Source organism: Caulobacter sp. GW821-FHT12D05, assembly GCF_058807295.1.
Map to the genome: position 1 here is coordinate 247379 of NZ_JBXAQO010000001.1, position 14930 is coordinate 262308.

Sequence of the window (14930 nt, forward strand, 5' to 3'; positions counted from 1 at the left end):
CCTAGCTCAGCCAGGCCGGCGCCGATTGCCAGACGATCGCGACGCCGGCCATGGCCGCGCCCAGGGCGGCGATGTGGTGGCGGAAGGCGCTGCCGGCCTCCGCCACACGCGACTTCCGGTACGCCGCGAGCCCTAGGAAACCCACTGCCATGAGACAGGCCAGGGTCGCCAGGCCGTGGACGACCATCAGGCTCGTTGGCGAGGCCGCGCCGATCGCCTCCAGGCTGGGCAAGGCGTAGACGATCGCGAAGTGGGTCAGCCATACCACGAGACCCGCCAACAGGGTGCGCCAGGCGCTCATGCCGCCGCCGCCAACAGCCGCGGCACGCCCAGGGTGACCAGGCCCTGAGCCGCCACATAGGCGTGGAACAGGCCGACCAGCTGTACGGTCGCTGGTCGGTCGGGACCGACATAGCCAAACAGCCAACGCAGTACGACGTAGACGGCCATGATCGCGCCGACGGCGATAAAGAAGCCCTGCCAGGCCTGCATGGCGTGGACGATCGCGCCCTGGGCGCTGAGGTCGGGGGATAGGCCTGTGCCTTGCCAGGTCTTCAGGTCCTGGGCCCACGCGCCAGCGACCAGCCCGCCGGCGGCCACGGTCAGCAGGACGGTGAGGCGAGGGCGTCTTGATAAGACGCGGCTGGCCAGCCAGGCGCAGAGGATGGCCGCCAGGTTCATCGCCGCGACGGTCAGGGTCTCGATCCCGACCGGTGCGGTCCACGCCGCCTGCGCGCGGCTCCACAGGAAGACGTACGAAAAGACGCTCATCGCCAGCACCATGCCGGCCACCACCAGGGTGATGACCATGGCCCACCAGCCGGTGCTGGAGGGGCCGCTGGCGTAGGTCTTCAGCATCAGGCCTGCGCCGACATCGACTTCCTTCTGGGGGAGCGGATGGTCGAGGAACCAGCACCAGCGGATCACGCAATATGTGGCCAGCACGCCGCTGACGACGCTGGCGGCATAGGCTTGCACGGTCAGCAGCAGGAAGAAGCCCGCCGTGAACACGGCCGCCCAGACGTGCCAGCCCGACGGTTTGGGCATCGGCAGCAGATGCTGGGGCTCGGCCTCGACGGGGCTGGTCACCAGGGTCTCGCGCCCGCCGGTCGGGGCGCCGGGCAGGAAGTAGCGGCCGGCCTCGACATCGCGGGCGAGGTTCTTCTGGTCCCACAGTGGATAGAGCGATTTGACCACCGGGATGCTGCGGACCGAATAGAGCTCGGCCGGCAGCCACTCCAGCCCTGGGCCGTCATAGACATTGCCGGCGTCGCTCCCGAACGGGCGGAAGTTGCGGACCATGTCGATGATCCAGATCAGCACCCCAGCGGCGAAGATGAAGGCGCCGACGCTCGAGATCAGGTTCGGAATCTCCAGGTCGCGACCCGGCGCGTAGGTCCACACCCGCCTCGGCATGCCCATCAGGCCGGACAGGTGCATAGGCAGGAAGGCCAGGTGCATGCCGGTAAACATCAGGCCGAAGGTCCAGCGGCCCAGCCGCTCGCTAAGCGGCCGGCTGGAGACCATCGGCGTCCAGTAGTAGATCGCCGCGAACAGCGGAAAGACCATGCCGCCGATCAGCACGTAGTGCAGATGGGCGACGATGAAATAGGTGTCGTGGGCCTGCCAGTCGAACGGCACCATGGCCGCCATTACCCCGGTCAGTCCGCCCATCACGAAGATCAGCAGGGAGCCCAGCACGAACAGGCCCGGCGTGTTGAACCTCATCTTGCCGCTGGCCACCGTGGCGATCCAGGCGAAGACCTGCACGCCGGCTGGCAAGCTGACCGCCATTGAGGCCGCTGAGAACACGCCGACGGAGGTCCCCGGCAGACCGGTGGTGAACATATGGTGGGCCCAGACGCCGAAGCTGATGAAGCCCGTAGCCAGGAAGGCCAGCACCACCATCCAGTGGCCGACCAACGGCGTGCGCGCCACGGCCGGGATCATGGTCGACATCGCGCCCGCCGCCGGCAAGAAGATGATGTAGACCTCCGGGTGGCCGAAGAACCAGAAGAGGTGCTGCCACAGCATAGGATCGCCGCCGCGCGTGGCGTCGAAGAACGGCCAGTTCAGCGCCCGCTCCAGCTCCAGGAGGGTGGTGGCCAGGATCACCGACGGGAAGGCGATGATGATCATGCCGGCGAAGACCAGCATGGCCCAGGCGAAGATCGGCAGCTTGTCCAGGCCCATGCCCGGCGCGCGGGTCTTCAAGACCCCGACGATGATCTCGATGGCGCCGGCGATGGCCGAGATCTCGATGAAGCCGATACCCAGCAGCCAGAAGTCGGCGTTGATCCCCGGCGAATAGGTCGTCGAGGTCAGCGGCGGGTACATGAACCAGCCGCCGTTCGGCGCCAGCCCGAAGAACAGCGAGCAGAAGAACGCCAGCCCGCCGATCAGATAGGCCCAGAAAGCGTAGGCCGACAGGCGCGGGAAGGGCAGGTCGCGCGCGCCCAGCATCTGGGGAAGCAGCAGGACGCCCAGCGCCTCGACCGCCGGCACGGCGAACAGGAACATCATCACCGTGCCGTGCATAGTGAAGATCTGGTTGTAGGTTTCCTGCGCCAGCACGCCCTGCAGCGGCAGGGCCAGCTGAGTGCGCATCAACAGCGCCAAGACCCCCGCCAGCACGAAGAACAGCATGGCCGCGCCGACATAGTAGACGCCGATGAAGTTGTTGTTGATCGCGGTGATCCACTGCCAGCCCTTGGGGGCGCACCAGATCTCCTTGAGCTGCTCGACCTCGCCCTTGGGCCGACGGCCCTTGGTGGGGAAACGGTCGTAGATCGATCGGTCGAAGCCGGTCTCCGAGCCCTCGGTCACTTCAGGCTCTCCAGATAGGCCGAGACAGCCCGCAGGTCCTGGCCGCTCAATACCGGATAGGCCGGCATGCGGTTGCCGGGCTTGATGGCCTGGCTGTCGGCGATCCAGCCGCCCATGGTCCCGGCGTTGTTGGGCAGGATGCCTGCGCCCAGGGTGCGGCGCGAGCCGACATGGGTCAGGTCCGGTCCGGCGACGCCGTTGGCGCTGGTCCCCCGGATCGTATGGCAGGCGCCGCAGCCGCTCTTGTCGAACACCGCCGCGCCGGACGCCTGTTGCGGCAGGACGGGCTGCTCGGCGCGGGCGCGCCAGCGGGCGTAGTCCTCGGGGGCATGGGCCACGACGACGAAGGCCATCAGGGCGTGGGCCCCGCCGCAGTACTCAGCGCACTGGCCGCTGTAGGTTCCCGGGCTATCGGCCTGGATCCGCAGGACATTTCGGCGACCGGGGATCATGTCCAGCTTGCCGGCCAGCCGCGGGACCCAGAAGCTGTGGATCACGTCGGTCGACTCCAGCTCCAGGGCGATGGTCCGACCGACCGGCACATGAATCTCGTTGGCGTCCTGGAAGACCTCGCGGCCGGCGGCGTCCAGATAGGCCACCCGCCACCACCACATCTCGCCGGTCACCCGCACGCGCAGGTCGCCCGGCTGCGGGCTTTCCGAAAGCTTGTTGGTCAGCGACAGGCCCCAGACCAGCAGCACGCTCAGCACGACGACCGGAAAGCCCAGGCCCGCGATCCAGATCAGCTTCTCACCGCCCAGGCGCTGGCGCCACGCACGAGGGGCGAACAGGGCGATAGCCAGGGCGACCAGCACCACGACCATGACCAGGGCGGCCATGGCCAGGAGGCCCCAGGTCAGGGTGTTCAGCGGCGCGGCGAACGGCCCGGCCGGATCCAGCACCGGCGGCGGCCAGCCCTTGAAGCTCTCGTCGGCCAGCGGCTTATTCGTCATGGAACGTATGGAGATAGGCCGCGATGTCGCGGGCTTGGGCCTCGGTCAAGCCCGAGGCGGGCATGGCGGTGTCGGGCGACAGGGCCGGCGGATCACGCAGCCAGCGCACCAGGACATCTGGCTGGTTGGGGTGACGGCCGGCGATCAGGGCGCGATCGGCGAAGCCCGCGAGGGAGCCTCCGACCCGGCCGCGTGGCCAGGCCACGCCGGGGATCTGGTGACAGGCGCCGCAGCCGTGGCTTTCGATCAAGGCGTGGCCACGGTCCGGATCGGCGCCGGCGATGGCGCGACCGGCCGGCTTCTCGGCGCAGGCCGCCAGGCTCGCCAAGCCGATCATCGCCCCGATCACATTTGGACTGGCCGTTCTCGATCCGCTGGTCACGCCATCCCCACAGTTACTCCGCAGGCTGAACCCGCCGCTGCGGCCAAGGTTCCGACGGAACCCGGTCAAGCGCCGCTGGTTAAGCCGCTGTGCGCCGCCTCCTGATCCTCCTCGCCCTGACCGCCTGTGACCGGACCGAGAGCCGCACCGACGCGGCCCTCAGCGCCACCGGCCGTACGATCGCCATGAGCGGTGGGGCTGGCGGGGCCGAGAAGGCCTGCTTCAGCTGCCACGGCCTGGAGGGCGCCGGCGATGGGGTCTCCACACCCCGGCTGGCGGGCCTGGAGGCGGGATACCTACAGAAGCAGATGGAGGACTACGCCTCGGGCTTGCGCGCTGATCCCGTGATGACGCCGGTCGCCAAGGCTCTGGATGACGACGCGCGCCGGGCGGTGGTCGCCTACTACGCCACGCTGCCGACGCGATCGGGCGGGGAGGGCGGGCCGCCGCCCGAGCTCTGGAGCCAAGGCGATCCATCGCGCGGCCTCCAGCCCTGCGCGGCCTGTCACGGCGACCAGGCGCAGGGCGTCGGGTTCGGCGGCCCCGCTTTGGCCGGTCAGCCTGAGGCCTATACCCGCGAGCAGCTGGAGCGCTGGCGCCTGGCCAAGCGGCGCAACGACCCGCGCGGCGCGATGGGCGACATCGCCCGCAAGCTCACGTCCGCCGAGGTCGACGCCCTAGCGGCCTGGTCGCGGCGGCAACCCGCTTCTCCAAGGCCAGCCAGCGACGCCGCCACCGCGTCCGACGCTGCGGAAGCTGCGGCACGATCGGCAGCATCCCATGCAGGACGTCGTCTCGATCGATGAGGTGGCGCTTGAGCGCCGCCCCGGCGTGAATTGGGATCAGCGCGACCAGACTGACCACGAAGCCCCAGTGCAGCCACTCGGCGGCCGCCTCGATCGCCCAGAGGGTCGGATTGGTGAGCTCGCCCAGCGGCATCAGCGGCCAAGGAATGAACCCTAGCAGGGTAAGCTCCGTCTCGCGCGCCGTGGCCGAGACCATCGCCCAGCCGCTCAGTGGCAGGCCCAGCAGGCAGGTATAGAAGACGTAGTGGGTGACGTGGGCCGCCGTGCTCTCCCAGCCCGGCTTGTCGGCGTCGTTGATCGTGTCCGGCGCGAACAATCGCCAGCCCAGCCGGCCCAGGGCCAGGACCAGCATCAGGATCCCGACCGCGTAGTGGACCTCATAGGCGGACGCCATCGTCGCCCCGGCCGGCGCGCGGCCCATCCAGAAACCCCAGCCCAGCTGGAAGAAGGCCAGGCCCGCCATTGTCCAGTGAAAGACGATGGCCACCGGCGAATAGCGGCCTTCGTCGGCGTGCCCGGCGGCCCATTCGAAGATGTTCTCGATCAGCCGGTCGATCATGCGGCCGCCAGACGGGGGCGCAGCACCCCAGCCAGGATCGACAGGGCAGACGCGAGGTAGACCCCCGCCGCTGGGATCCACATGATCAGACCCGCGATCTGCTGGTCCTCCAGCGGCGTGAGGCCCCAGGCGGCGGTGGTCAGGGCGTGCGGCGCATAGAGGGCGCGCGGGGCGAAGGTCAAGATCGCGCCCAGCAGACCCATCAGCACCGTGGTCGCCAACAGGGCCGCCACGGCGCCGGCCGGCCGGACCGCGCGGACGGCGCGCCAGGCGCTCGCGGCGGTGACCAGCAGACTGGCCTGCATCAGGGCGTAGGTCAGGTCGCTCGACATCGCCCGGCCATAGGCGGCCGGCGCGTGCCAGGCCCAGAACGCCACGACGAAGGCGGTGGTCCAGGCCGCCAGGTGCGGTGGTCGCGCAGGGCGGGGCAGGGCCCAGGCGATCAACGGCGCGGCGACCGTGACCAGCAGGACGTGATGGACGGTGCGCGCGGCAAAGAGCGCCGAGCTCAGCGCGCACAGCGGCGAGACGAAGGCGACGACCAGCACCAGCACGGCCGCGATGGCCAGCTTGCGGTTCTCCGACATCGCCAGCAGCAGCCCGCCCAACGCCGTCAGGAGCACCAGCGCCACGGGATCAAGGTTCCAGCGCGACCACAGCTCGGCCGGTACGGGACCCGCGCCGCAATAGGGCGACCAGAGGCGATCGGCGATGGACATGCGGCGGCGGCTCCCCGGTAGCGCTCTGTCTGCAAATCCTCGGGCGGCGGCGACGTTCCCGGAACCGGTGGTCAAGCCTGACCGTTGGCAGGGCGAACGGCAGGGAGCCAGACGCCTTTGGACGCCAACGCTGCGTACGGCCGCGCCTTAAGCCGCGCCTTCGGCGGCGCGTTGCTGTTTTCGTTCCCGCTGCTGATGACCATGGAGATGTGGTCGCTGGGCATGGCGGTCGAACGCTGGCGACTGCTCGTGTTTCTGGTGCTGGCCGTACCGATGCTGATCGGCCTGTCCTACTACGCCGGCTTTGAGCCGACCTTCCGCCTGAAGGACGAGGTGCTCGACGCCTTGGCGGCCTTTGGTGTCGGCTTTGTGCTGTCTGCGGCGCTGCTGGCCCTGTTTGGCGTGCTGAGCGTTGAGGAAAGCCGCGTGCAGAGCGCCTTGGGCAAGGTCTCGCTGTGCGCCGTGCCGGCGGCGGTCGGCGCTCTGCTGGCCGGCAAGCAACTGGGCGAACGCGGCCCCGGCGCGCGTGAGAAAGCCGACGCCGGACCCTTGGGTGAACTGTTCCTGATGGCGGTCGGCGCAGCCTTCCTGGCCTTCAATGTCGCCCCCACCGAGGAGATGATCGTGATCGCCTATCAGATGGGCCCCTGGGCGACCCTCGTCCTGATGGCGATCTCCGTCGGGCTGCTGCACCTCTTCGTCTATCAGTTGGGCTTTCCAGGAGAGAGCAGGCGGCGCGAGGTTGGTGGTTTTGCGCGAACCTTCGTGGCCTTCACCGCGCCCGGCTATGGCGTGGCGTTGTTGATGAGCCTCTATCTGCTCTGGACATTCGGGCGCACCGATGGCGTGGCCCTTCACGAGATCGCCACCATGACCATCGTCCTGGGCTTTCCCGCCGCGATCGGCGCGGCCACCGCGCGGCTGGTGGTCTGATGGCCAGGACCCGCGCCACGCGCCGCGACACCCCGCCAACGCCCCGCAAGACGCCGTCCAAGCGCGCGCCGGCCAATGACATCCCACCACTGGAATGGGTCGCCGCCGGGATCGGCCTCGTGCTGGCAGGGACGGCGATGGGCTTGACCGCCTGGGATGCGATGTTCGGGGTCAAGGGACCGCCGGCCATTGAAGTACGCCTCACGCAGGTCACCCAAACCGCCCATGGCTACGTCGCCGAGATCGAGGCCTTCAATCACGGCGGAACGCCCGCGGCGCAGGTCGAGATCGAGGGAATGAGCGCCTCGGGCGAGCCGGCCGGCGTGACGATCGACTACATTCCCGAACGCTCGCGCGCCAAGGGCGGGTTGATCTTTGAACAGGATCCGCGCGGCGGAGCGCTCAAGCTGCGCGCCAAGGGGTTCGCGGACGCCTCCTGACGCACGCCATTGCGACGTTGAGCGGTGCGACATATCCATGCTTGTATGGCCGTTCTTCAGCGCTGATCGCGACGGGCGTTCGAGCGGGCTGAAGAGCGTTCCAGGATTTACCAGATGGCGCTTGTGAAGACGACGAGGCTGACTGGTCGCGGGAAGACGCGCGAAACCCTGGCCGGGGCGGATGAGCAGCCCGCCGTCGTCAAACGTACGCCCTCGCGCCGGGCCCGGCTCCATCGGGGCGGCGCGGAGGGCCGCATCGGCGTGGCGGTGCTGGAACTTAGCAGCGGTCTGGCCGAGGCGGCCAGCGCCGTCGAGGAACTGCGACGGGCCCTGGTCCAGATCTCCAGCGGCGCGGAGGAGGCGGCCGGCGCGGCGCATGAATCGCTCGCCGCCACCCAGGCGATGGCCGAGCAATTCCGGCACGGCCGCGAGCGCGCCGAAGCGGCCCGACAAAGAGCCGAGGCCCTGCAGGGCGTCCTGACCGAGTTCGGGGCCGCCGTCGCCGCGTCCATCAAGGCCGTCGCGGCCAATGCCCGCCGCCAGATGACGACCGTCGATGCGGTCAACCTGCTCGATCAGTACGCCGCGCGGATCAACGAAATCACGCTGGCCGTTTCCGACATCGCCGACCAGACCAACCTCCTGGCGCTGAACGCGGCCATCGAGGCTGCGCGGGCGGGGGATGAGGGGCGCGGCTTTGCGGTGGTGGCCGACGAGGTCCGGGCCCTGGCCGAGGCGGCCGAGACGCGATCGGGGCATATCCAGGGCTCGGCCGATCGCATGACCGTCATGGTGCGTGATGTCGGCGAGCGGTTGCGCAACGCCGCGACGAGGGCCGAGGCCGAGGCGGCCTCTGCGGCCAAGATCCTGTCCACGCTGGAAACGATCCGCGCCGAAATGGCGCGATTGAGCGAGGACAGCCAGATGATCCTGATCGCGGCCGTCGAGGCCGCGTCGGCGACGACCGAGATTCGGCGCGGGTCCGAGAGCATCTCCAGCGCGGCCGAGGAACAGGCCGCCGCCGCGACCGAGGCCCAACGCTCGATCCAGCAACAAGGCCAGTCCCTCGATCAGAGTCAGGCCGCGGCCGAATCCTTGAGCGAATTGATCGAGGTCGGAACCGGCGGCGATGGCGCAGCAGCGGCGGCAGCCGAGACCGCGGCGGCGGCCGAGGAGCTGTCGGCCGCGATCCAGGAACTTTCAGGGTCGGCCGACGAGATCCTGGTCGCTATCGACCAGATCAGCCGGGGCGCGCAAATCCAGGCGGCGGCGACGCAGCAAGCCAGCGCGGCGACGACGCAAATCGAACGCGCCGCGCGGCTGTCCAGCGCCAACGGCGCCCAGAGCGCCACCCGGGCCCAGGCGATGGGCGCCCTGTTGGAGGACAGTCGCAAGACGATCCTGTCGCTGGTCGAGAACGTCGAGGCCGCGGCGGCCGAAAACCGCTCGGTGCTGGAAGCGGTCGAGGCCTTGGAGCTGGAAAGCGGCGTGACGGCCAAACTGGTCGACGGGCTGGCGCTGATCGCCGTGCAGACCACCATGCTGGCCACCAGCGGCGCGGTCGAGGCGGCCAGGGCGGGGGAGGCCGGCCGAGGCTTCGCCGTCGTGTCCGGCGACATCCGCACCCTGGCGCGGGACGCCTCGGGCAATGCCGAGTCCGTCAAGGACCTGATCGCGGCGATCGCCGTCCAGATCGGCAAGGTCCGTCGTGAGGTCGACCAGACCCTGGCCGTCGCGGATGTGGAAGTCGACCGCAACCGGGCCATTGAGGAACGGCTGAGCGTCGTCGTGCAGGAAACCGAGGCGCTGGGCGTGGGCGCCAATGAGATCGCTCAGGGCGGCGAGGCCATCCTCGCGGCCTGCGCCCAGGTCGCGTCCGGCGTCAGCCAGATCGCCGTCGCCGCCGAGGAAGCCAGCGCCGCCGCCAGCCAGGCCGCCGTGGCGGCCCGCCAGCAGTCGCAAACCGCCGAAGAGCTGGCCGCCGCCATCGAGGAGGTGGCCCTGCTGGCCGGCGAGCTCCAGCGCGCGGCCCAGGCATGAACGCCGACCACGGCGCTCGCCGACGGTTGACCGTTCGAGCCGCCGGCGCCCGGATGTCGTTGCCCGCCCAGGCCGTGGCCGAGGTGATCAAGCGTCCTCGGCTGACCCGCGTGCCGAACGCGCCGCCTGGCTTGCTGGGCGTGGCGCACCTGCGCGGGGCCGTCCTGCCGGTCGTGTCGCTCGGGCAGATGCTGGGGCTCGACGGCGAGGACGGCGATCGCATCGTCGTGCTTCGGCGCGATCCGCCGGTCGGCTTGGTCGTCGACGGCGTCGAGGCCCTGGGTTTGGCCGAGGGCGCGGAGATCGACGAAACCCGCCTGCGTCTCTTGCGCGCCGACGGAACGTCCTGGCTGGATCTGGACGAGGCGCTGGACGCCAAGTTCGCTTTAGATCGAGGGCGACGTCGGACCGCCACCGCCAGCGTCGAGGCGGCGCGTCCGGCCATCCAACGCGTCGATGAGCGCGAGCTGGCCTTTCTCGGTTTCACCCTCTCGGGTCAGGGCTATGGTCTCCCGTTGGACGCCGTCGTCGAGGTGGCGGCCGTCCCGAAGGCCATCGCCGAACTGCCACGGACCGAGGCGGTGCTGCTGGGCGTCTGCGACTATCGCGGCCAGGTCCTGCCCGTGCTGTCGGCGAGAGGCCTGTTAGGCCTGGCCGGTGACACCGTGAACGGACGTCTCATCGTCTTGCGTCTCGGCGTCGAACGGATCGGCCTGGTCGTCGACGAGGTCAATGCGATCGTGCGCGCCTCGGCCGAGCGCCTTGGCAAGGCGCCAAGCCTGTTCAATCGGGGGGGCGGCGAGGCGCGTATCGATACGGTGCTGAGACTGGCCGATGGTCGGGGCGTCCTGGCGATCCTGACTCCGGTTCGGCTGTTGGCCGACGAGCGCGTGAGCCAGTGGCTGGTGCTCGCAAGTGGTTCCAAGGAGGTCGAGATGGCCGACACTCGACAGGCGGCGATCCGCGAGCGCTTCGTCATTCTGCGTCTGGGCCAAGAGCGTTATGGCCTGCCGATCGCGGCGGTCGACGAAGTCGTGCGCGCGCCCGACCAGCTCACCCGGCTGCCCAAGGCGCCGGCCTATGTGCGAGGGGTCATGAACCTGCGGGGCAAGACCCTGCCGGTGATCGACCAGCGGATGCGCTTCTCCGCGCCAGGCGAGCCGGCGGCCAATGGCCGCGTCGTCGTGGTCACGGTCGATGGCCTTCAAGCCGGCTTTGCGGTCGACGGCGCCAGCGAGATCATGGAGATCGGCGCCGAGGAGCTGCTGACCGCGCCGGAACTGTCGGGAGATCAATCCCGTTTGTTTGATCGCGCCGTGGAGCGCGGGGGCGAAGTCATCTTGCTGGTCGATCCGAAAACATTGCTCGCGCGGGCCGAGGCCGACCTGCTGCGTGATTTGACCCAGGCGTCATCCACTTCGTGACCAAGGTCCTGATCGTCGACGACTCGGCCTTGATCCGGCGCGTCCTGAGCGAGATCCTTTCCGAAGCCGGCTTTGAGATCGCGGTCGCCCGCGACGGTGTCGAAGCTCTGGCCAAGCTGGGTACGTTCCAGCCAGACGTCGTCACCCTGGATGTCCAGATGCCCAATATGAGCGGCCTGGACTGCCTGGACCAGATCATGGTGCAGCGCCCCTGCCCGGTGGTGATGGTCTCTGCACGCACCGCCGCCGGGGCCGAGGAGACGCTCACCGCCCTGGAGTTGGGCGCGGTCGATTTCGTGCCCAAGCCGGACGGCGTGGTGTCCCTGGCCGTCGAGGCGCTGGCGCCGATCCTGGTGGAGAAGGTCCAGGCCGCCGCGACGGCCCGGGTCGGTCGGGCCCATCGCCTGGTCGAGCGCCTGCGCGCGCGGCGCGGCGAGGTCAAAGGCACCGTCAGGCCCGCTCGCCCGGTTCGCGCCGTCAAGCCGGCCAGCACGCTGGATGGCGTGGAACTGCCAGGCGTGGTCGTGGTCGGCGCCTCGACGGGCGGGCCAGCGGCGCTGGAAGCCCTGCTCAGTGACATACCCGGTGATTTTCCGTGGCCGATCCTCGTGGCCCAGCACATGCCGGCGACCTTTACCGGCTCCTTGGCCTCGCGCCTGAACGGGCTGTGCGCCTTGACGGTTAGCGAGGTGGTGGGACCCACGCGCCTGGAGGCTGGCGTTGTCTATGTCGCACGCGGCGGCGCCGACATGGTGGTCAGCCGGCGCGTCGCGGGCCTGGTGGTCCTGCCGGCGCCCGCGGACGAAGCGTATCGCTGGCATCCCAGCGTCGATCGTCTGGTCGCCAGCGCCATGGCCCAGATCGCGCCCGAGCGGTTGATCGGCGTGCTGATGACCGGCATGGGCGACGACGGCGCCAAGGCCATGACGGCGCTCCATCAGGCCGGCGGCCTGACGATCGCGGAGTCCGAGGAGACGGCCGTGGTCTGGGGCATGCCGGGGGCGCTGGTCCGAGCCGGCGGCGCCGATGCGGTCGAGCCGCTGGAGACCATCGCCAGCCGGCTGATCGCCATGGTCCCGCGATGAGCGTCGCCTTCACCGACGAAGAGCTGGAGCGGCTGCGCGACTATCTCTACCGCCAGACCGGCATGTGGTTTGGCGAGACCAAGCGCTACTATATCGAGCGCCGTCTGAACGACCGTCTCGAGCACGCTGGCGTGGATTTCGCCAGTTACATGGCGCTGCTGCGGATCGACAGCGAAGAGCGCCAAGCCCTGGTCAACGCCTTTACCGTCAACGAGACCTATTTCTATCGCGAGGAGCACCAGCTGGCCTGCCTGGGCCGGGACCTGCTGCCCGACATCGTCTCGCGTCGCAGGCCCGGCGACAAGGTGCGGATCTGGTCGCTGCCGTGCTCGACCGGCGAGGAGACCTATTCCATCGCCCTGTGGTTGCTGGAAAACTGGCGCATGGTCGACGCCTACAACATCGAGATCGTCGGGTCGGACATCGACACCCAGGCCTTGGAGGCGGCGCACGCGGGCCTCTACGGCGAGCGCGCCCTGGCGCGGCTGCCGGCGTCGGTGCGGGAGGACTATTTCGAGCCCGCCAAGCGCCATCGCCGCAAGATCATCGACGACCTGCGCGAGTCCGTGACCTTTACCCACGCCAATCTGATCGACGGCATGCGCCTGCGTGAGCAGGGTGCATTCGACGTGATCTTCTGCCGCAACGTCCTGATCTATTTCGACGAGGCCTCGCGCCTGACGGCCGCCCAAAATCTCTATGATCGATTGGCCCCGGGCGGTTATCTGTGTCTGGGCCACACCGAGTCCATGAGCAGGATCGACGAGCGTTTCCGCGTCCGCCGATTTGAGGACGCGGTAGTGTTCCAGCGCCCGGAGGACGCGACGTGATCGACGAACTCCTGGGCCAGTTCTTGATCGAGGGCCGTGAGCAGGCGCTGGAGGCCAGCGCCGACCTGGCGGCCCTGCAACGCGCGCCTCAGGACGCCGCGCGGCTCGACAGCTGCTTTCGCGCCGTCCACACCCTGAAGGGGTCCGCCGACCTGCTGGGGCTGAAGGCGCTGGGGCGCGTGCTGCACGTGGCCGAAGACAGGCTAGGCGCCTTGCGCGGCGGCGCGCAAGCCGCGCCCGATTTCACCAGCCTCGTCGCGGTCGTAGATCAGGTCGAGCGCTGGCTGGACGCGCTGGAGGCGGCAGGCGCGCTGCCGGCCGACGCGGACGCCGTCGCCGATCGCTTGCTGGCCTTGCTAGGATTAACCAAGGACAGCGCGCTCAGGTCCGTCGCCACCGGTCAAGCGTCCTTCGCGGGCAAGGCGGGGATTGCCATCCGCTATACGCCACGCGCCGATTGCTATTTCGCGGGCGACGACCCGATCGCCATCATCTCGAGCGTGCCGGGCTTGGCGGACCTGCGCATGGGTCTGCGCGAGCCGGTCGACGATCGGGCGCTCTATGATCCGTTCGCCTGCAACCTGATCATTGAGGCCCTGTCCACGGCGGACTTGAGCCTGGTCGAGGCGTCTCTGCGGCTGGTGCGCGATCAGGTCGACCTGACCCAGCTGACGCCGACGCCCATCGAACCGGCGGCGCCGATCGAGGCCGACACGGGGCGGCGCACGCTGCGCATCGACGCCGCCCGGATCGATCAACTGGCCGATATCACCGACCAACTGGTGGTCGCCAAGAGCGGCTTTGGCGACCTGGCTGCCCAGGCCGACCGACTGCAAGGCGGGCAGGGTTTGGGTTCGGCGTTGCGAGCGCGTCAAGCCGAGCTGGACCGACTGATCTCGACCCTGCACGCCACGGTCGGTCGCACGCGCCTGACGCCGCTGACGCCGCTGTTTGGCCGTTTCCCGCGGCTCGTGCGCGAGATCGCCGCCGAGTTGGGCAAGACGGTGTCGCTGGAGGTCGAGGGCGGCGAGATCGAGGTCGACAAGGCCATCGTCGATGGCCTGTTCGAGCCGTTGCTGCATGTGGTGCGCAACGCGGTCGACCATGGCGTCGAGACCGCGGCCATTCGCCAGCAGAGCGGCAAGCCCGTCCAGGCCGTCCTGCGATTGTCCGCCCGCGCGGTCGGTGACCAGGTCGTCGTCGCGGTCGCCGACGACGGCGGCGGCGTCGATCCAGCGCGTATTCGCGCCCGAGCCCTGGCGCGCGGCCTGATCGACGAGACGGCGGCGCGCGAGCTTGGTGAGGCCGATCTCGTGGATCTGATCTTCCAGCCCGGCTTCTCGACCGCCGACACCGTCAGCAGCGTCTCCGGGCGCGGGGTGGGCATGGACGCCGTGCGGTCGGCGACCGCGAAGTTGGGCGGTCGCGTCGAGGTCGCCAGCCAACTGGGGCGCGGCTCGACGATCCGTCTTGTCTTGCCGATCCGCATGGTGCTGGCGCGTTTGCTTGTGGTGGCGGGCGGCCAGGAACAGTTCGGCCTGCTGCTGGAAGACATTGTCGAAGTCACGCGTGTGGCCCCTGACCAGATCGTGCCGGTCCGGGCTGGCCATGCGTTCGTCCTGCGTGACCAGGTCGTGCCGCTGGTCTGGCTGGAACAGGCGGTCGGTGGAGCCGACCGCTCCGTCGGCGCCGTCGATCGCGTCGTGGTGGCCAGGGTCGATGGCGAGCTCGTCGGCTTGGCCGTGGACGCGGTCGTGGATCGGATCGACGCGGTCGTCAGGCCGATGAGCGGCCTGTTGTCGGGCGCGGCGGGCGTGGTCGGATCGACCCTGACGTCCGGCGGCGATGTGCTGTTGGTCCTGAACCTGACGGAGCTTTTGGCATGAAGGCCTCGCGGGATGGCGACGTCGTCTATTTGAGCGGCCATTGTCGG

General features: G+C 69.3%; 13 protein-coding genes and 1 pseudogene. 8 read left to right on the top strand and 6 right to left on the bottom strand.

The window, feature by feature from the left end; translation table 11 throughout:
* Position 1 precedes the first annotated feature (1 nt).
* Genes AC1RRR_RS01140 through AC1RRR_RS01155 form a run of 4 tightly spaced genes read right to left on the bottom strand, consistent with a single transcriptional unit; the run spans position 2 to position 4116 of the window.
* A complete protein-coding gene (locus tag AC1RRR_RS01140; RefSeq protein ID WP_492809853.1) occupies positions 2-301 on the bottom strand; it encodes a hypothetical protein in 300 nt (99 codons plus the stop codon).
* Complete coding sequence (locus AC1RRR_RS01145) at positions 298-2826, bottom strand: cbb3-type cytochrome c oxidase subunit I (RefSeq protein ID WP_492809855.1); 2529 nt, start codon at positions 2824-2826, stop codon at positions 298-300. Before AC1RRR_RS01145 ends, AC1RRR_RS01140 begins: the two co-directional genes overlap by 4 nt.
* Positions 2823-3779, bottom strand: coding sequence for a cytochrome c oxidase subunit II (gene coxB, locus AC1RRR_RS01150; protein WP_492809857.1), 957 nt, complete (start codon positions 3777-3779; stop codon positions 2823-2825). Before coxB ends, AC1RRR_RS01145 begins: the two co-directional genes overlap by 4 nt.
* Positions 3769-4116 (bottom strand): c-type cytochrome, encoded by a 348-nt coding sequence (locus AC1RRR_RS01155; protein ID WP_492809859.1) that lies wholly within the window; start codon positions 4114-4116, stop codon positions 3769-3771. The genes coxB and AC1RRR_RS01155 overlap by 11 nt, the downstream gene beginning before the upstream one ends.
* A gap of 230 nt (positions 4117-4346) precedes the next feature.
* On the opposite strand from AC1RRR_RS01155, the pseudogene AC1RRR_RS01160 reads away from it, so the two are divergent.
* Positions 4347-4790 (top strand): annotated as a pseudogene (locus AC1RRR_RS01160) (c-type cytochrome); the annotation flags it as partial.
* A 25-nt stretch (positions 4791-4815) separates the two neighbouring features.
* Here the strand turns inward: AC1RRR_RS01160 and AC1RRR_RS01165 are convergent.
* Positions 4816-5526 (bottom strand): cytochrome b, encoded by a 711-nt coding sequence (locus tag AC1RRR_RS01165; RefSeq protein WP_492809861.1) that lies wholly within the window; start codon positions 5524-5526, stop codon positions 4816-4818.
* Positions 5523-6245 (bottom strand): cytochrome c oxidase assembly protein, encoded by a 723-nt coding sequence (locus tag AC1RRR_RS01170; protein WP_492809862.1) that lies wholly within the window; start codon positions 6243-6245, stop codon positions 5523-5525. The genes AC1RRR_RS01165 and AC1RRR_RS01170 overlap by 4 nt, the downstream gene beginning before the upstream one ends.
* 117 nt (positions 6246-6362) lie before the next feature.
* On the opposite strand from AC1RRR_RS01170, the gene AC1RRR_RS01175 reads away from it, so the two are divergent.
* The 7 genes from AC1RRR_RS01175 (at position 6363) to AC1RRR_RS01205 (ending at position 14883) form a co-directional block, all read left to right on the top strand.
* Positions 6363-7178: a TIGR02587 family membrane protein gene (locus AC1RRR_RS01175; RefSeq protein WP_492809864.1), complete on the top strand. Its 816-nt coding sequence runs from the start codon at positions 6363-6365 to the stop codon at positions 7176-7178.
* Positions 7178-7618: a hypothetical protein gene (locus tag AC1RRR_RS01180; RefSeq protein ID WP_492809866.1), complete on the top strand. Its 441-nt coding sequence runs from the start codon at positions 7178-7180 to the stop codon at positions 7616-7618. The genes AC1RRR_RS01175 and AC1RRR_RS01180 overlap by 1 nt, the downstream gene beginning before the upstream one ends.
* A gap of 114 nt (positions 7619-7732) precedes the next feature.
* Positions 7733-9658: a methyl-accepting chemotaxis protein gene (locus AC1RRR_RS01185; protein ID WP_492809868.1), complete on the top strand. Its 1926-nt coding sequence runs from the start codon at positions 7733-7735 to the stop codon at positions 9656-9658.
* Complete coding sequence (locus tag AC1RRR_RS01190) at positions 9655-11082, top strand: chemotaxis protein CheW (RefSeq protein WP_492809870.1); 1428 nt, start codon at positions 9655-9657, stop codon at positions 11080-11082. Before AC1RRR_RS01185 ends, AC1RRR_RS01190 begins: the two co-directional genes overlap by 4 nt.
* The gene (gene cheB, locus AC1RRR_RS01195) at positions 11079-12167 is read left to right on the top strand and encodes a chemotaxis-specific protein-glutamate methyltransferase CheB (protein WP_492809872.1); all 1089 of its coding nucleotides are present in this window, start codon (positions 11079-11081) and stop codon (positions 12165-12167) included. Before AC1RRR_RS01190 ends, cheB begins: the two co-directional genes overlap by 4 nt.
* A complete protein-coding gene (locus AC1RRR_RS01200) occupies positions 12164-12997 on the top strand; it encodes a CheR family methyltransferase (RefSeq protein WP_492809874.1) in 834 nt (277 codons plus the stop codon). The genes cheB and AC1RRR_RS01200 overlap by 4 nt, the downstream gene beginning before the upstream one ends.
* A complete protein-coding gene (locus AC1RRR_RS01205) occupies positions 12994-14883 on the top strand; it encodes a chemotaxis protein CheA (protein WP_492809875.1) in 1890 nt (629 codons plus the stop codon). The genes AC1RRR_RS01200 and AC1RRR_RS01205 overlap by 4 nt, the downstream gene beginning before the upstream one ends.
* Positions 14884-14930: the final 47 nt, after the last annotated feature.